At 61.8% G+C, this 15,651-nt stretch carries 16 protein-coding genes; 10 read left to right on the top strand and 6 right to left on the bottom strand.

Features of this window, described 5'->3' with window-relative positions; translation table 11 throughout:
• Positions 1-76 precede the first annotated feature (76 nt).
• Together ACOYQJ_RS01335 and ACOYQJ_RS01330 are read left to right on the top strand one after the other, a co-directional pair.
• Entirely contained in the window at positions 77-532 is a 456-nt protein-coding gene (locus ACOYQJ_RS01335) for a c-type cytochrome (RefSeq protein WP_422904195.1), read from the top strand.
• Between the two features lie 6 nt (positions 533-538).
• The gene (locus ACOYQJ_RS01330; RefSeq protein WP_422904194.1) at positions 539-1,423 is read left to right on the top strand and encodes a cytochrome c; all 885 of its coding nucleotides are present in this window, start codon (positions 539-541) and stop codon (positions 1,421-1,423) included.
• A gap of 137 nt (positions 1,424-1,560) precedes the next feature.
• On the opposite strand, the gene lipA is transcribed toward ACOYQJ_RS01330, so the two are convergent.
• From lipA to ACOYQJ_RS01315, 3 genes are all read right to left on the bottom strand, one after another.
• Positions 1,561-2,511 carry a lipoyl synthase gene (gene lipA / locus ACOYQJ_RS01325; RefSeq protein WP_422904193.1) on the bottom strand — a complete coding sequence of 317 codons (951 nt, stop codon included), beginning with the start codon at positions 2,509-2,511 and terminating at the stop codon, positions 1,561-1,563.
• A gap of 102 nt (positions 2,512-2,613) precedes the next feature.
• Positions 2,614-3,606 (bottom strand): hydrogen peroxide-inducible genes activator, encoded by a 993-nt coding sequence (locus ACOYQJ_RS01320; protein ID WP_422904192.1) that lies wholly within the window; start codon positions 3,604-3,606, stop codon positions 2,614-2,616.
• Between the two features lie 75 nt (positions 3,607-3,681).
• Positions 3,682-4,776 carry a DUF6456 domain-containing protein gene (locus ACOYQJ_RS01315; RefSeq protein ID WP_422904191.1) on the bottom strand — a complete coding sequence of 365 codons (1,095 nt, stop codon included), beginning with the start codon at positions 4,774-4,776 and terminating at the stop codon, positions 3,682-3,684.
• Between the two features lie 259 nt (positions 4,777-5,035).
• Here ACOYQJ_RS01315 and ACOYQJ_RS01310 point away from each other — a divergent pair, with 259 nt between their 5' ends.
• Positions 5,036-5,323 (top strand): DUF6477 family protein, encoded by a 288-nt coding sequence (locus tag ACOYQJ_RS01310; RefSeq protein ID WP_422904190.1) that lies wholly within the window; start codon positions 5,036-5,038, stop codon positions 5,321-5,323.
• A gap of 57 nt (positions 5,324-5,380) precedes the next feature.
• Here the strand turns inward: ACOYQJ_RS01310 and ACOYQJ_RS01305 are convergent, their stop codons facing one another.
• On the bottom strand, positions 5,381-6,925 hold the full coding sequence (locus tag ACOYQJ_RS01305; RefSeq protein WP_422904189.1) for a trimethylamine methyltransferase family protein: 1,545 nt from the start codon (positions 6,923-6,925) through the stop codon (positions 5,381-5,383).
• A gap of 218 nt (positions 6,926-7,143) precedes the next feature.
• Between ACOYQJ_RS01305 and ACOYQJ_RS01300 the strand changes: the two genes are divergently transcribed.
• From ACOYQJ_RS01300 to bmt, 4 genes are all read left to right on the top strand, one after another.
• A complete protein-coding gene (locus ACOYQJ_RS01300) occupies positions 7,144-7,926 on the top strand; it encodes a delta-class carbonic anhydrase (protein ID WP_422904188.1) in 783 nt (260 codons plus the stop codon).
• A 76-nt stretch (positions 7,927-8,002) separates the two neighbouring features.
• Positions 8,003-8,173: a hypothetical protein gene (locus ACOYQJ_RS01295; protein ID WP_422904187.1), complete on the top strand. Its 171-nt coding sequence runs from the start codon at positions 8,003-8,005 to the stop codon at positions 8,171-8,173.
• 57 nt (positions 8,174-8,230) lie between these two features.
• The gene (gene guaA / locus ACOYQJ_RS01290) at positions 8,231-9,787 is read left to right on the top strand and encodes a glutamine-hydrolyzing GMP synthase (protein ID WP_422904186.1); all 1,557 of its coding nucleotides are present in this window, start codon (positions 8,231-8,233) and stop codon (positions 9,785-9,787) included.
• Positions 9,788-10,045: 258 nt separating this feature from the next.
• Positions 10,046-11,062, top strand: a complete 1,017-nt coding sequence (bmt, locus tag ACOYQJ_RS01285; protein ID WP_422904185.1) for a betaine--homocysteine S-methyltransferase — start codon at positions 10,046-10,048, stop codon at positions 11,060-11,062.
• A gap of 69 nt (positions 11,063-11,131) precedes the next feature.
• On the opposite strand, the gene ACOYQJ_RS01280 is transcribed toward bmt, so the two are convergent.
• Positions 11,132-12,217: a PA0069 family radical SAM protein gene (locus ACOYQJ_RS01280; RefSeq protein ID WP_422904184.1), complete on the bottom strand. Its 1,086-nt coding sequence runs from the start codon at positions 12,215-12,217 to the stop codon at positions 11,132-11,134.
• 177 nt (positions 12,218-12,394) lie between these two features.
• Here ACOYQJ_RS01280 and ACOYQJ_RS01275 point away from each other — a divergent pair, with 177 nt between their 5' ends.
• The 3 genes from ACOYQJ_RS01275 (at position 12,395) to ACOYQJ_RS01265 (ending at position 14,021) form a co-directional block, all read left to right on the top strand.
• The gene (locus ACOYQJ_RS01275; protein ID WP_422904183.1) at positions 12,395-13,096 is read left to right on the top strand and encodes a corrinoid protein; all 702 of its coding nucleotides are present in this window, start codon (positions 12,395-12,397) and stop codon (positions 13,094-13,096) included.
• Positions 13,097-13,219: 123 nt separating this feature from the next.
• Positions 13,220-13,393 carry a hypothetical protein gene (locus tag ACOYQJ_RS01270; protein WP_422904182.1) on the top strand — a complete coding sequence of 58 codons (174 nt, stop codon included), beginning with the start codon at positions 13,220-13,222 and terminating at the stop codon, positions 13,391-13,393.
• The gene (locus ACOYQJ_RS01265; RefSeq protein WP_422904181.1) at positions 13,365-14,021 is read left to right on the top strand and encodes a DUF1638 domain-containing protein; all 657 of its coding nucleotides are present in this window, start codon (positions 13,365-13,367) and stop codon (positions 14,019-14,021) included. The genes ACOYQJ_RS01270 and ACOYQJ_RS01265 overlap by 29 nt, the downstream gene beginning before the upstream one ends.
• 75 nt (positions 14,022-14,096) lie before the next feature.
• On the opposite strand, the gene ACOYQJ_RS01260 is transcribed toward ACOYQJ_RS01265, so the two are convergent.
• The gene (locus ACOYQJ_RS01260) at positions 14,097-15,635 is read right to left on the bottom strand and encodes a divergent polysaccharide deacetylase family protein (protein WP_422904180.1); all 1,539 of its coding nucleotides are present in this window, start codon (positions 15,633-15,635) and stop codon (positions 14,097-14,099) included.
• Positions 15,636-15,651 lie beyond the last annotated feature (16 nt).

Below are 15,651 nucleotides of genomic sequence, written 5' to 3'. Positions count from 1 at the left end.
CCTGAATAGGATTGTGCGACATTCTGTACCTACTATGGTCAAGCTATTGTACGAATAAACTTACAGGGAGACTCTCATGAACAAGACTTTCGCAATTGCCGCCGTCCTGTCGATGCTTGGCGGAACCGCCGCCATGGCGCAGGATCACGCCGCCGAGGTTAAAGCCCGCCAAGGTCAATTCCGCATTCTGGCACTCAACCTTGGGGTGTTGGGCGGAATGGCCAAGGGCGCGATTCCCTATGACGCTGCGGCGGCTCAGGCGGCTGCGGATTCTCTGGTGGGTGTCTCGATGGTGCACCAGCCCACGCTTTGGCCCGAAGGCTCGGACAACATGAGCATCGACGGCACCCGCGCCCAGCCGAACATCTGGGAAAACCTTGATGACGTTCTGTCCAAATGGGATGCCCTTGGCGTCGCGGCAAAGGAAATGCAGGTCGCCGCAGGCACTGGCCAAGAGGCCATTGGCCCGGCCCTGGGCAAACTGGGCGGCGCTTGCAAGGCCTGCCACGACACCTATCGCGCCCCCGAGTAAGTGCACATGAAACGCGTATTGAAACTGCTTGTCCCGGTGGCGATTATCGCCGCCGGGGTGGGTTGGTGGCTGACCGCTCCGGCCGAGGTCGATCCGGACCGGATCGCCGGGCTGACCGGCGATGCGACGCGGGGCGAGGCTGTATTTACCGCGGCTGGCTGTGCCTCGTGCCACCATGCTCCCAAGAGCGAAGAAAAGCTGCTCCTGTCCGGAGGGCAAGCCTTTGCAACGGCCTTTGGCACCTTTTATTCCCCGAACATTTCGCCCGATCCGGAACAAGGAATTGGCGCATGGAAATTTCCGGACTTTTCCAATGCGGTCCTGAAAGGCACCTCGCCCGAGGGCCAGCATTATTACCCCGCCTTTCCCTACAGCGCATACACCAAGATGGAGCCTCAGGATCTGGCTGACCTCTGGTCTTACATGCAGACTTTGCCGCCCGATGCCACACCGTCCAAGGCGCATGACGTCGGGTTTCCGTTCAACATCCGGCGCAGTCTGGGAGGCTGGAAACTGCTGTTCTTCTCGGATGACTGGGTGATCAGGGATGTGCCTGCGGATCTGGAGCGCGGGCGTTATCTGGTTGAGGCGCTGGCCCATTGCGGCGAATGCCACACCCCGCGCAACCCTCTGGGCGGATTGGAAAAATCCCAATGGCTGGCCGGTGCGCCGAACCCGTCGGGGCAAGGCACGATCCCGGCGCTGACCCCGAACAAGCTGACATGGGCCGCAACGGACATCGCCTATTACCTAGAGACCGGCTTTACCCCCGACTTTGACAGTGTCGGCGGCCATATGGCCGAGGTGGTGGACAACTTCTCGAAACTGCCCGCAGAGGATCGCGCCGCGGTTGCGGCCTATGTGAAAGCCCTGCCCGTCCCATCAGAATAAAGCGCAGATTTATCTGACTGAAAAAACCGGCCGATTGGGCCGGTTTTTGCTTGATTGGTAAGGGGTTGGGGGCTCTGCCCCCGGCGCAGCCGGGGCTGCGCTCCCCCGGGATATTTTCAGACCAGTGAAGCGGCGGGTCAGTGCTTGGCCAGTTTGGCCTCGCGCGCGGCGCGCAGGCGGGCAAAGTCATCCCCGGCGTGATAGCTGGAGCGGGTCAGCGGCGTCGCCGAGACCATAAGGAAGCCTTTGCCGAAGGCGGATTTTTCATAGGCCGCAAATTCATCCGGCGTGACAAAGCGATCAACACGGTGGTGTTTCGGCGTTGGCTGCAGATATTGGCCGATGGTCAGGAAATCCACATCGGCGGCGCGCATGTCATCCATGATCTGGCCCACGGCCTGACGCTCTTCTCCGAGGCCGACCATGATGCCGGATTTGGTAAAGATCGAAGGATCAAGCTCTTTGACCCTTTGCAGCAGGCGCAACGAATGGAAATAGCGGGCGCCGGGGCGGACCGTCGGGTACAGGCCGGGGACGGTTTCAAGGTTGTGGTTGAAGACATCGGGTTTGGCCTCGACCACGGTCTGAAGCACGCTGTCATCGCACTTGAGGAAGTCCGGCGTCAGGATTTCGATGGTGGTGCCGGGCGAGCGGTGGCGCACGGCCCGGATCGTCTGGGCGAAGTGTTCAGCACCGCCATCTTCGAGATCGTCGCGGTCAACCGAGGTGATCACAACATGGTTCAACCCAAGTTTCTGCACCGCATCAGCGACGCGGCCCGGCTCGAAGGCGTCCAGCGTGTCGGGTTTGCCGGTGGCGACGTTGCAGAAGGTGCAGCCGCGGGTACAGATCTCGCCCATGATCATCATGGTGGCGTGGCCTTGGTTCCAGCATTCGCCCGCGTTCGGGCAGCCGGCCTCTTCGCAGACGGTGACCAGCTTGTGTTCACGCATGATGCGCCGGGTTTCGTTATAGCCTTCACCGCCGGGCGCCTTTACCCGAATCCAATCCGGTTTCTTCGGCTGGGCATTGTCCGGGCGATGGGCCTTTTCAGGATGCCGCTCGGACGGGATTTTGAGATCACGCACGTTTTTTTCCCCGCGAAGATATGACGTTACGTTCTTATTAAAGAAATGCAGGGGGTTTTACCAGTACCGCTTGGAGTGTCTCCGAGTGGCGCATCCCAACCTTTAATGAGTGCCCCCTGCACCCTTTTCCATATTTGACAATGGCTTATGCTGTGTGCCGCGCCCTGCAACCGCGTCGCATAGCTGCTTTGCATCACTGACAAGTCGCGTACCCACGCCGCTCAGGGTTTGTGCCAGCTCATCAAACCATGGCGCCGATTGCCGGGTCGCGCGGCGCACCAGACCGATGGCGCGCGACGGCTCGGCTCCATCGAAACGGCGCAGCGCGATGCCCGGCGCCACGGCGCATTCCGTGGTGGCCGCCAGTTCCGGCATCAAGGTCAGGCCAAAGCCCGCCTCGACCAATCGTGTCAGGGTTGGCAAGGACGAGGCGCCCATGTGGATACGCGCATGGCCCCGCCCGCGACCGCAAACAGCCAGCGCCTGATCGGTCAGACAGTGACCGTCCTCCAGTAGCAAAAGTTGACTGTCGCCAAGCCCGTCAGGGCTGAGATCGGGGCCAAGGCTGTCCAGCCGCGCCGCGCTTCCGGCCAACAGAAAACGGTCTGTGAACAGCACACGTTCCTCAAGCCCGTCACGCTCAGCTGGCAGCGCAAGGATGCAGGCGTCGAGACCGCCGTCAGACAACATGTCCAGAATGCGGTCCGTCTTGCCCTCTGTGATCTGCACGTCCAGCGAAATATCGGCCGAACGCAGGGCCGCCAGCACTTCGGGCAGAAGGTAGGGCGCGATGGTCGGAATGACGCCAAGGCGCAGCGCACCTCCAAGGCCAAGCCGGCTGTGGGCGCTGTGTTCAAGTTGCGAAATCTCGGACAAAACGCGCTGCGCTGTCTCGAGCACTTCGCGCCCAAGAGGTGTCAGATGCAACTGCCGAGCCTGACGTTCGACAAGAGGGCCCCCCAAACTGCGTTCGAGTTCCTGAATTTGCACGGAAAGCGCGGGCTGGCTGACGCAACACTGCTCGGCTGCGCGGCGAAAATTGCCCTGCTCGGCGAGCGCTTTGAAATAGGTCAGCTGTTTGAAGGTGATGCTCATGCAAAGTACCTATCGCTGGGGGCGATAGGTTCAAGGTAGGCTAATCAAAGATTGTCTCACAAAAGGTGGAATTCGTCAGCCAACAAGGTCGCCGCCCTTGGCAGACTGTTCCTCGTAGTGGCGGCGCAGTCGTTGCAGCGCGATCCGCAAAACCACCTTGCCTGAACGGGCAGACCAGCCAAGCTGTTTCTCGGCGGTCTCCAGCCCTTCGAGGTAGCAGCAGCAGCGCAGGGCCACATCGCCCAGGCCCGGGCCAAGATCGCGCAAGGCGGCCTCAAGGCGCGCGCGGGCCGCCGAGCTGCCCATGTTGCCCTCGCCCCGGCCCTGCGACTGGGCACCGGCGGTCAGGAACTGATCCCAGTTCTGCGTGGTCCGCGGCCCCATCTTCGCCAGTTCAAAGTCTTCGCGCATACGTTCCCCTGCCGAGACAAGCGCATCGCTCAGGAAGGGCGTGCCCTCTTTGTCGCGGCGGCGGGCCAGGGCGGTCAGCGGGCTTTCGACCAGCATGAAACGGCCTTTGCGGGCGCGCGGATCGCGGTCGATCTCATCCAGCGCTTCTTCGGCCTCCCGGCCGGTGTCAAAACCCGCCTGCGCTTCGGCAAAACCGCGCACACGGCTTTCCTGTTCGGCCATCAGCTTGTTCAATGCCGCACGCCCCGCCGAGGTGATGCGGTAGCGTGAAATCCGGCCCGGCGCCTCGCAGGCGATCCACTCCTTGAGTGCCATGGCCTGCGCGATGGCCGAATCGACAACCGCGGTGCGGGTCGATCCGCCTTCGCCGGTGTCCCGGACGACCACGGATTTGTCCATCTCTGCCGCAACGGCCAGGACAGCGCCGCTCTCACAAAGCCGTCGCAACACCCGGCGGGCCTCGCGGGCAAGTGTCTTTTCGTCCGGAGTGGACGGTATATCGCAAAAAGCCGTCATTACGTCACTGTCCTTTTCAGAAGTCATCGCACCCTTGGCAGATCTGCAGTGGCCAAGCTGTCGCAAGGCGGCATCGATCAATGGATCATCACGACGAGTTTCAATCCGCCGCACCTGCCGCAGCACGGTCGAGGCATGACACCCCGCCTGCCGCGCAAGTTCGTGGATGGAATGGCCTTGTTCGGTATGCGCAAGATAGACCCGCGCCGCTTCAGGCACCCAGTTAGGTAGCGTTGCCACCATGTTTCTTCCCCTGGCCTCGATCATGATTCCCCTTCCCCGGGCGATCGGTTATCCACAATTTTATCCCCATGGATCGATCGCAACCTAGGCGTGTATGTGTTACTCCAAAGTTAAGATTGCCGTGCAGCGTCTAGATTTCGCCACATTTTCTAAACAGTCCGGTAGCCATGCGTTCGCGCCACCACAGTCCGGCGCAACACCGCCCCAAGCTGTGCCAGTTTTCCATCAACAGAATCACCGAGTTTTTTGAGACCGAGCCATGAAAGACATTCTGGGACTGTTGAACGACCTGCGCCGCCCGCGCCTGCTGATCCGTGCCGCCCGGATCGGCGTGCAGGATTACCGCCGCGATCCGCACCTGCATCGGCTCTTGGGCTATGGCGCCCTGCCACGCTCTGGGGCGGCAATCATGAAACTGATGGAACTTGAGACAGATCTCGATGATCGGAGGCGCAGTGCCGACGCGGGCTATTCGGTGGCGCGCCACGTGGAATTACTGGTCGCGCTGATGGGCGAGGCCCGCATTCTGCGCGAATCCCGCAGTTGAGCGACGCGCTCGGTGATCGCGGCCCGACCTGACGGGTCGGGCCTGTTCTTGTCGATGTCAGCTGAAGCTGTCGGGCATCGAGGCCTTTTTCTGCGCCACATAGCTGGTGAGAGCTTCGGCAATGCCCGGGTCCATCTGCGGCTGCTGGTAGGTGTCCAACAGCTTTTTGACGCGGGCGGCCGCCAATGTCATTGTGTCCCGCGCGCCATCTTCGGACCAGGTCTCGAACGGTTTGTAGTCGAACAGTTCTGAGCGCCAGAAGGCCGATTTGAAATTCGCCTGCGTATGCGCGCACCCAAGGTAATGCCCGCCTGGGCCGACCTCGCGGATGGCATCCATGGCCTGCGCGTTTTCATCAACCGACACGCCTTTGGCCAAGTGGTGCAAGGCCCCCAGCTGGTCCGCGTCCATCACGAATTTCTCGAACGAGGACACCAGCCCGCCTTCCAGCCAGCCGCAGGCGTGCAGCATGAAGTTCACGCCCGATTGCAGACCGACGTTCAGCGAATTGGCTGTCTCATAGGCAGCCTGCGCATCCGGCAGCTTCGATCCGCAGAACGATCCCGCCGACCGGTAGGGCAGCCCCAGCCGCCGCGCCAACTGGCCCGCGCCATAAGTAATATGCGCGGCCTCCGGGGTGCCAAAGGTCGGCGCCCCCGAGTTCATGTCGATCGAGGTGACAAAGGCCCCCATGATCACCGGCGCACCGGGACGGATCATCTGGCTGTACGAAATTCCGGCCATCGTTTCGGCCAGCACCTGCGTCAAGGTGCCCGCCACCGAAACCGGCGCCATGGCCCCGCCCACGATAAACGGAGAGATGATGCAGGCCTGATTGTTTGCTGCATAAACCTCAAGCGACCCCATCATCACGTCATCGAAGGTCAACGGCGAGTTGATATTGATCAGCGAGGTCATGACCGTGTTGTTCTGCACAAAATCCTTGCCGAACAGGATCTCGCACATGTCGACCGAGTCCTGCGCCCGGCTGGGTTCGGTCACCGAGCCCATGAAAGGCTTGTCCGACAGCGTCATGTGCGCATGGATCATGTCCAGATGGCGCTTGTTCACCGCCACATCGGTTGGCTCGCAAACGGTGCCGCCGGAATGGTGCAGCCATTTGGACATTTGCCCCAGCTTCACGAACTTGCGGAAATCCTCCATCGTCGCATAGCGCCGTCCGCCTTCCATGTCGCGCACGAAGGGTGGACCATAGACCGGCGCCAGCACGAGATTCCGACCGCCGATATCCACATTGCGCTGCGGATTTCGGGCGTGCTGGGTGAACTGGCTGGGCGCCGTCTTGATCAGCTCGCGCGCAAGACCGCGCGGCAGGCGCACCCGTTCGCCATCCACATCCGCGCCAACCGCCTTCCAACGCTCAAGCGCCGCCGGGTTGTTGACGAAATTGACACCGATCTCTTCCAGCACCGTTTCGGCGTTGTGCTCGATGATCTGAAGCGCTTCTTCGTTCAGAATTTCGAAGTTGGGGATATTGCGCTCGATAAACCGGGCGGTCTCGACCACGACCGATGTGCGTTCTGCCCGCCGCGCGGCACCGCCGCCACCCCGAGCCCGTCTGCGCGCTTCAACTTCTGCCATGTCTCAAGCCCTCATATCTTTGGGCGCGTGGCACCCGCTGCGCCCCGCCTTTGCAGCGGTTCTATCCTGTCCCGAAGCCGCACCGTTTGCCTTTTCCGGCGATTGAGGGGGGAAAACGACATCCCGTACCATCTGAAATTTTAGAATTGTCGGTTTAAGGCGGCGTTAGCAGAGCTTGGATCAAGGTGCGCCCTACGCACTTGCCGGAGCTTTCTGCAATGATCTTTCGCCTCGTCCTGCCACTTGTCGCACTGGCCCTCATTGCCAACAGCGCCAACGCTGTCTGCGCCAATTTCGGCCCACAAACACCGCGCGACATTTCCAATGCCTACGGAATGAACATGTCGCGATTTGCCATGGCGCCCCCGGCCGAAGAAATGAACCTGTGCAATATCCACACGCACACCAATGCCGAACACATGGGGCCGGGCTTTTCGGTCTATGCCGGGCCGGGCGAAAATGGCGGGTTCAAGTGCTCCGCCAGCAGCCAACTGAGCGAGGCCGAGCTGACCCGACCGCACGGCAGCCACGGTGCCTTTCATGGCGTCGAACCGGGCGACACGATTGAGGTGCATTGGGTCTATTCCACCTGTCCGGTGCAGCCCGGTCCAAGCCTTGGCTCTTGCCTGTCAGAGACCTGTTCAAACCCGCAATTGCGCGTGGAAAGCCAGGTCTTTCTGGTTGTGAACGATCCCAACGCGCTGGATTTCCGCGACTTCACCTATCGCGGCACCCGCCGTGGCGGGCTGTATCAAGCCCGCGCCCTGCCCACCGGCACCGGCAATCCAGTGGTGTTCCGAGGTTCGACCACCGGGCCAAGCTATGACGAACAGACATGTTCCCCGATGCAGGTCACATGGTCTGTGCGACCGCGCTGTGCCCGTCTGGACATCGAATCGCTGGACGCCTGGGCTGAGGCCGGCAATGTGTTTGAGGAAAACCACAGCCATGGTGTGCGCCAACTGGTCACCAATCCGGCCTTGCTTGCACCGATCCAGTGACCTCGCCGCCCTGAGCCAGATCAAGGCAAATCCTTTGCCGCGCGTCATACTCCGATGACGAATACGGAGGATGAACATGGATTGGCGCAGGAAAAAGAAACCTCTGATGGGCCTTGTCGGCGGTCTCGGTGTCGTGGTGGCGATGGGTGGGCTGATTGGCGGATGGTACAGTTTTGGTACAATGATCGTTTTGACCTTCGGCATCTGGATACTTGGCGCGCTTCTCGTCAATCTTTTCTGCGACTAGCCACCAAACACCCCAAGCCATCTTGCACAGAGGCGCGCGCCCGCCTAAAGCGTGGCCATGATACAGCATGACCGCCTCCTCATCATCGACTTCGGCTCTCAGGTGACGCAGCTGATCGCGCGCCGCTTGCGTGAATTGAACGTCTACTGCGAAATCCATCCCTATCAGGCCGTGACCATGGACATGGTCCGCGAGATGGCGCCAAAGGCGATCATCTTTTCCGGTGGCCCCGACAGCGTGACCCGGGCAGGCAGCCCTCGCGCGCCGCAAGAGATTTTCGACTACGGCGTGCCGATCCTTGGCATCTGCTATGGCCAACAAGTCATGATGCAACAATTGGGTGGCACGGTTGAATCCGGCCATGGCACCGCTGAATTCGGCCGCGCCTTTGTGCAGCCCAAAGCCAAGCTCGATCTGCTCGACGGTTGGTTTGACGGCACCGAACAGGAACAGGTCTGGATGAGCCATGGCGACCACGTCGCCAAGATCGCTCCCGGCTTTGAGGTCTACGGCACCTCGCCCGGCGCGCCCTTTGCCATCACCGCCGACGCCAAGCGCCATTTCTATGCGGTGCAGTTCCACCCCGAAGTGCACCACACGCCCAAAGGCGCAAAGCTGTACGAGAACTTCGTGCGTCTGGCCGGTTTTACCGGCGACTGGACCATGGGCGCCTATCGGCAGGAAGCAATTGAAAAGATCCGCGATCAGATCGGCGACAAAAAGGTTATCTGCGCCCTGTCGGGCGGCGTCGACAGTTCCGTGGCAGCAGCGCTGATCCACGAAGCGGTCGGCGATCAGCTGACCTGCGTCTTTGTCGACCACGGCCTGCTGCGCCTGAACGAAGCCGAGGAAGTCGTCGGCATGTTCCGCGATCACATGAACCTTTCGGTGATTCACGCGCAAGAACAAGAGCTGTTCCTCGGCGAGCTGGACGGCGTCTCTGACCCGGAAACCAAGCGCAAGATCATCGGCAAGCTGTTCATCGACGTCTTCCAGAAATACGCGAACGAGATTGAAGGCGCCGAATTCCTCGCCCAAGGCACGCTCTACCCTGACGTGATCGAAAGCGTCAGCTTTTCCGGCGGCCCCTCGGTGACGATCAAATCGCACCACAACGTCGGCGGTTTGCCCGAAAAGATGGGCCTCAAACTGGTCGAACCGCTACGTGAGCTGTTCAAGGACGAGGTCCGCGCCTTGGGTCGCGAGCTTGGCCTGCCCGACCATTTCATCGGCCGCCACCCCTTCCCCGGCCCCGGCCTTGCCATCCGCTGCCCCGGAGAGATCACCCGCGAAAAGCTGGAGATCCTACGCAAGGCGGACGCGGTCTATATCGACCAGATCCGCAAACATGGGCTGTACGACGAGATTTGGCAGGCTTTCGTCGCGATTCTCCCGGTGCGCACCGTGGGCGTGATGGGTGACGGGCGCACTTATGATTATGCTTGCGCGCTGCGCGCGGTCACCTCGGTCGATGGCATGACGGCAGATTATTACCCCTTCAGCCACGACTTCCTCGGTGAAACCGCCACCCGGATCATCAATGAGGTCAAAGGCATCAATCGTTGCACCTATGACATCACTTCGAAGCCCCCCGGTACGATCGAATGGGAATGATCTTCTGACCGGATCGCGCCCCGTCCGCAGGCCAGACTGAACGCTGTTCAAAATATCCCGCCTGAACATACCCAGCCGAGGGCGAAACAGACAACGCGTGCGGTTGGACCAATGGGATGGCGGGCGGGGCGATGGTCCCGTAAGGGGCCGAGCGCCGAGCCGACACGCCCAAATAATTCATAACAAACATGCAGATTATGAGTTTGCTTATAATCTTCAACCATGACAGACCCCGAATAAACCGACCAAGGGGTCTTTATGTCCAACGCTTTGTCCAAACTGCTCGCATCCCGCGACTGGCTGCTCGCCGATGGCGCGACCGGCACCAACCTGTTCAACATGGGCTTGATGTCCGGTGATGCACCCGAGTTCTGGAATGAGAACGAGCCGGACAAGATCCGTACGCTTTATCGTGGTGCGGTCGATGCGGGCTCTGACCTGTTCCTCACCAACTCATTTGGTGCAAATGCCTCGCGCCTGAAACTGCATGACGCGGCTCACCGGGCTTATGATCTGTCGAAGCTGGCCGCCGAGCTTGGCCGAGAAGTCGCCGATGCCTCTGGCCGTGACGTGATCGTCGCCGGGTCCGTCGGCCCGACAGGCGAAATCATGGGCGCCGCTGGCACGCTCAGCCATGAGACCGCCGTTCAGATGTTCGAGGAAACCGCCAAGGGCCTGATGGATGGCGGTGCGGATGTGCTCTGGGTCGAAACCATCTCGGCCCCTGAAGAATACAAAGCCGCCGCCGAAGCCTTTGGAAACATTGGAGCGCCTTGGTGCGGCACCATGAGCTTTGACACCGCTGGCCGGACCATGATGGGCGTCACCTCGTCGTCCATGGTCGAGATGGTCGAAGCCTTGCCCAATCCGCCGCTGGCCTTTGGGGCCAACTGCGGCGTCGGCGCGTCTGACCTGCTGCGCACTGTGCTGGGGTTTGTCGCCCAAGGCACCGAGCGGCCCATTATTGCCAAGGGCAACGCAGGCATCCCAAAATATGTCGACGGCCATATCCACTATGATGGCACGCCCGAATTGATGGCCGATTACGCCTGTCTTGCACGCGACTGCGGCGCGCAGATTATCGGCGGGTGCTGCGGCACCATGCCGGTGCACCTCAAGGCCATGCGCGAGGCGCTGGAAACCCGTTCCAAAGGTCCGCGTCCCACGCTGGATCAGATCACGGCGGCGCTTGGCGGCTTTTCCTCGGAAAGCGATGGCACCGGAGAAGAGCCCGGCGCCGGGCGTCAGCGCCGCAGCAAACGGCGTCGCGCCTGATCGGGCCAACGTCCATCACCTTTGATCCAAAGTAGGCCCGGGGTGTTCCCGGACTTCATGCCCATGCTCTCAGAACAGTGTCAATTGATCTCCGGCCTGTGGTGGCACCTTGAACAGGTCGCTGCGCAGCGACGGTTGTGGCGCATCCAGCCCAAGCGCCCGCACCGCCCGGTCGAACCGCTGCGCCAGGATCTGCGCATAAGGCCCCTCGCCGCGCATCCGGGCGAACCACGTGCTGGAATACACCTCGCCTCCGTGCATGTCGCGCAGATGCCCCATGATGCGGGTCTTGCGCGCCGGATAATGTTCTTCCAGCCATTCTTGCCAAAGCTCAGCGACCTCGCGCGGCAGGCGCAGCATGATCCAGCTGGCCGCCCCCGCCCCGGCATCGCGCCCGGCCTCAAGGATGGCTTCAAGTTCCGGGTCGGTCAGCGCCGGCACCATGGGCGAGGCCATGACGCGCACCGGCACCCCGGCCTTTGTCAAACGGCGGATGGTTTCCAATCGGCGCTTTGGCGCGGGGCAACGCGGCTCCATCCGGCGCGACAGGATCGGGTCCAGCGTCGTGACCGAAACCCCGACGCGGACCAACCCGTCGCGCGCCATGTCCGACAAAATGTCGATGTCGCGTTCGATCAAAGTGCCCTTGGTCACGATCGCCACAGGATGGCGAAAGTCGCGCAACACCTCAAGGCAGGCGCGCATGATGCCCCGGTCGCGTTCGATCGGCTGATAGGGATCGGTGTTCGTGCCGATCGCCAAAGGCGCCACCTTATACCGCTTGGCCCGCAATTCCCGCGCCAGCACCTGTGGCGCGCTGGGTCGGGCAACCAGCCGGGTTTCGAAATCGAGGCCCGGCGACAGACCCAGATAGGCATGGCTGGGCCGGGCAAAGCAGTAGATGCAGCCGTGTTCGCAACCGCGATAGGGGTTCAGCGTCCGGTCAAACGGCAGATCCGGCGACCGGACATAATTGATCACACTGCGCGGAACCTCATCGCTGACAAAGGTGCGCAGCACCGGCAGCTCTTCGGGGATATCCCAGCCGTCCTGCACATCCTCGCGCGCAAAGCGCTCAAACCGCCCGTTGTCGCGGCTGATGGCCCCCCGTCCGGGGCGGCTTTGCTTGATCACGGGGCGCAGAGGTTGGGACATCTGCGCAAAATAGAACACAACGAGAACATTCGCAAGTTTTTGGCATTCTGCCGCGTCCAAGTCGGAACTAACGCGCCCGATGTCGGAATTTGCCTATCGCAACACCAATAATCGCCCCAATAGAGAGACGAGCCACAGCCCTGCCCGATGCGCAGGCCGGTACAAGGAAACGCACCAATGTCCGAAGACCAAGACATCATCCTCGCAGACCTGAACGACGAAGAACTTGTCGAACAGATGTGGGACGACCTCTACGATGGAATGAAAGAAGAGATCGAAGAAGGCGTCAACATTCTGCTTGAGCGCAAGTGGACGCCTTACGACGTGCTGACCAAGGCGCTTGTCGGCGGCATGACCATCGTCGGAAACGACTTCCGCGACGGTATCCTCTTTGTCCCCGAGGTGCTTTTGGCCGCGAATGCGATGAAGGCCGGTATGGCCATTCTCAAACCGCTTCTGGTCGAAACCGGTGCGCCGCGCATGGGCAAGATGGTGATTGGAACGGTCAAGGGCGACATCCACGACATCGGCAAGAACCTTGTGTCGATGATGATGGAAGGCGCGGGCTTTGAGGTGGTCGATCTGGGAATCAACAACCCGGTTGAGAAATACCTCGAGGCGCTGAAAGCCGAAGAAGCTGATATTCTGGGCATGTCCGCCCTGCTGACCACGACCATGCCTTACATGAAGGTCGTGATCGACACATTGATCGAACAGGGTCTTCGCGATGACTACATCGTTCTGGTCGGCGGCGCGCCGCTGAACGAGGAATTCGGCAAGGCCATCGGCGCCGATGCCTATTGCCGCGACGCTGCGGTGGCCGTCGAGACCGCCAAGGATTACATCGCGCGCAAGCACAACCAGATGGCTGCTGGCTGAACCCCTGGGCTTTTGCCTGTACCGGGAACAGCGAAATTTCACGGGAGGGCCTCTTTCTTGCAAAGGGGCCTTTTTCTTTAACCACATTTGGCGCATACTGAGGGTATAAGAGAGGAGATTGGCGTGCCTGTTACATCCTTTGCCCTTCTGGTCCTGTCCGTCATTGCCGCAGCGGCGCTGACGATCTGGGCGATGTCTGCTTGGGGAATGTTGACGGTCCTGCCGCTTTTGCTCTTTGTTGCGCTGGTTGCCCGCTGGGCCATGGCGCATGTCCCCCACGATGACAATCACGCCTGATCTTTCCACGCTGACGGACGATGGCCTGCCCCCTTCCGGCAAGGGGCGCGTACTGCTGATCGCCTGCGGGGCGCTGGCCCGGGAGATTCTGGACATCAAGCAGCGCGGCGGCTGGGATCATATGGATCTGGCCTGCCTGCCCGCGATTCTCCACAATCACCCCGAGCGCATCACCGAGGCCGTGCGCGCGGTGGTGCAAAAGCACCGCGCCCGCTATGACAGCATTTTCGTGGTCTATGCCGATTGCGGCACAGGGGGCCTGTTGCAGGCCGCCTGCGAAGAGATGGGCGTCGAAATGGTGGCCGGCCCGCATTGCTATGCCTTCTTTGACGGACTCGAAGCCTTTGCCGCGCGCGGTGAGATCACCAGCTTTTACCTGACGGACTTTCTGGCGCGCCAGTTCGACGCCTTTGTCTGGAAGCCTTTGGGTCTGGACCGCCACCCCGAGTTGCTCGAGATGTATTTCGGGCATTACGAAAAGCTGGTCTACCTCGCTCAGATCGACGATCCGGCGCTGACCGAAAAGGCACGAGGTCATGCCGAGCGGATGGGTCTGTCCTTTGAGAGGCGGCTGACAGGCTACGGCGATCTGGCGGCGACCCTGTCTGGCTGGGCGCGCCGGGATTGACGGCGGTGGGGGCGCTGCCCCCTTCGCGTCGCAACTTACCCGGGATATTTTGGGATCCGTGAAATACGGCCAGATCTATTGCTCGGCCGCCTCCTGCAGCACCAGGGATACCGGGACCAGAGCGACCGAGGACGCGCGGTCCTGAAGCCCCCAGAGCACGAGCGCCGAAACGGTATCAGCCCGCAAACGGCCAAGCATGATGACTGCCCCTTCCTGCCGCGACCGGAAGGCCGCCTGATCAAGAAAGCGGCGAATGACGCGGGCGTCTTGGCCTTCGCCATCGAAGTCGCGGAACAGGGTAGCAGAGGGCACTCCCTCTTTGGCGGCAAGTTGCTGCGCCGTGTTCAGACCCTTGGGCAGGGTCACGAGACCATGGCCAGAGGCTGCCAGATAGGCCGATACCTGTGTCGAGATCGCACGGCTGCTCTGAATGCCGTTGCCGTCTGGATCTTCGAGCAGGCCAATCGCCTGCGGAACAGTGTCCAGCGTTCCCGCCAGGATCACCTCGACGTCAGAGGCCTGCGCGCCTTCGGGCACATCGGCCAGCGCCATGACCTCGAACCCAAGCTCGCGGTAGGCGGCGGCGGTCTTGGCCGGGTCTGGATGCGACGGAGCAATGGCGAAGGTCACCGGGAAGGGAAAGGCTTCAAGCGCTTCGGGGCCAAGCGGGCCGCTGCCGTCGTCGATCAGGACAATGGCCATGCGAGGCAGATCGGCGGCGGCATCCACCTTGGTCGCAAACCGAACCAGCGGGCTTTCGTCGGTCAAGGTGGCCGTTTCGGATTCCACTGCGGCGCTTTCGGCGGTTTGAGCGGTGTCATCCCCGCCGATCGTGGGCAGACGGCCCTGCGGCACTGCCGGATCGCGGTCTGTCAGCGTGCCGGCCGGCGTGCCGAGCCCGGCCGACTCGGCGGCAGTAGCTTCGTCTTCGGTAGCGGTGCTTTCTTCGGATTCGGACTGGGTTTCCACGACCGGTTCCGGCGCTGCTTCGGCGTTCGTCGCGGGAACTGGCTCATCGGCGACAAGGGCGGTTTCGGCCTGCGGAACATCGGGCATCGGAGGCTGCGCGGGATCCGTGGAGATCGAAAGGTCTTGCTCGGGCGCGGGCATACCCGGTGCATCGGCCTGGGCGGCGGGCATGACAGGGGCATCAGTGCTGACTGCGACCCTTGCGCTCTGCCCTTCTGCGGTGGTTTCCAGAGCCTGCGGCGCGGCGCCGACCTGCGGGGCGGCCAGCGGTTCGGTATCGGCCCCAATCTGCGCCGGGGCGTCGGGGGTATCGAGCGCGGGCGCTGCCTGTTCAGGCAGATCAACGTCTGTTTCGGGATCGGGTCGCCGCCCAGGTTTCGCCGGTTCGGCAGACATTTGCGCGACTGGCTTGGGCTCGGGGGCCGGTTTGGCCTCGGGTTCGGGCTGAGGCGCGAGCTTGGGCGCAGCAGCTGGTGCTGGGGCTGGGGCTTCGACCGGCGGCGCGGCAGTTTCCTTAACTTCGGGCACATCAGGCATCGGCTTTGGCGCATTGACCGGCGTTCCCAGCGCGATCGACATCGCCCCGGCGCCAAGCCCCGCAACAACGGTGCCCCAGATTGCCCCCATCACAAATCCGCGTGCCATGTCCTGCCCTTTGCCT

Origin of the sequence: Pacificoceanicola algae (genome assembly GCF_049341065.1) — a bacterium.
Lineage (GTDB): Bacteria > Pseudomonadota > Alphaproteobacteria > Rhodobacterales > Rhodobacteraceae > Pacificoceanicola.
Note: the sequence above shows the minus strand (reverse complement) of the source record. Positions and strands in the feature narration are given on the sequence as shown.

Excerpts from the sequence above, each read along its gene's own strand:
- ACOYQJ_RS01300 (WP_422904188.1), top strand. The coding sequence starts at position 7,144 with ATGATCTTTCGCCTCGTCCTGCCACTTGTCGCACTGGCCCTCATTGCC.
- ACOYQJ_RS01335 (WP_422904195.1), top strand. The coding sequence starts at position 77 with ATGAACAAGACTTTCGCAATTGCCGCCGTCCTGTCGATGCTTGGCGGA.
- ACOYQJ_RS01315 (WP_422904191.1), bottom strand. The coding sequence starts at position 4,776 with ATGGTGGCAACGCTACCTAACTGGGTGCCTGAAGCGGCGCGGGTCTAT.
- ACOYQJ_RS01260 (WP_422904180.1), bottom strand. The coding sequence starts at position 15,635 with ATGGCACGCGGATTTGTGATGGGGGCAATCTGGGGCACCGTTGTTGCG.
- bmt (WP_422904185.1), top strand. The coding sequence starts at position 10,046 with ATGTCCAACGCTTTGTCCAAACTGCTCGCATCCCGCGACTGGCTGCTC.
- ACOYQJ_RS01275 (WP_422904183.1), top strand. The coding sequence starts at position 12,395 with ATGTCCGAAGACCAAGACATCATCCTCGCAGACCTGAACGACGAAGAA.
- ACOYQJ_RS01320 (WP_422904192.1), bottom strand. The coding sequence starts at position 3,606 with ATGAGCATCACCTTCAAACAGCTGACCTATTTCAAAGCGCTCGCCGAG.
- ACOYQJ_RS01265 (WP_422904181.1), top strand. The coding sequence starts at position 13,365 with ATGTCCCCCACGATGACAATCACGCCTGATCTTTCCACGCTGACGGAC.
- ACOYQJ_RS01295 (WP_422904187.1), top strand. The coding sequence starts at position 8,003 with ATGGATTGGCGCAGGAAAAAGAAACCTCTGATGGGCCTTGTCGGCGGT.
- ACOYQJ_RS01280 (WP_422904184.1), bottom strand. The coding sequence starts at position 12,217 with ATGTCCCAACCTCTGCGCCCCGTGATCAAGCAAAGCCGCCCCGGACGG.
- ACOYQJ_RS01330 (WP_422904194.1), top strand. The coding sequence starts at position 539 with ATGAAACGCGTATTGAAACTGCTTGTCCCGGTGGCGATTATCGCCGCC.
- ACOYQJ_RS01305 (WP_422904189.1), bottom strand. The coding sequence starts at position 6,925 with ATGGCAGAAGTTGAAGCGCGCAGACGGGCTCGGGGTGGCGGCGGTGCC.
- ACOYQJ_RS01310 (WP_422904190.1), top strand. The coding sequence starts at position 5,036 with ATGAAAGACATTCTGGGACTGTTGAACGACCTGCGCCGCCCGCGCCTG.
- guaA (WP_422904186.1), top strand. The coding sequence starts at position 8,231 with ATGATACAGCATGACCGCCTCCTCATCATCGACTTCGGCTCTCAGGTG.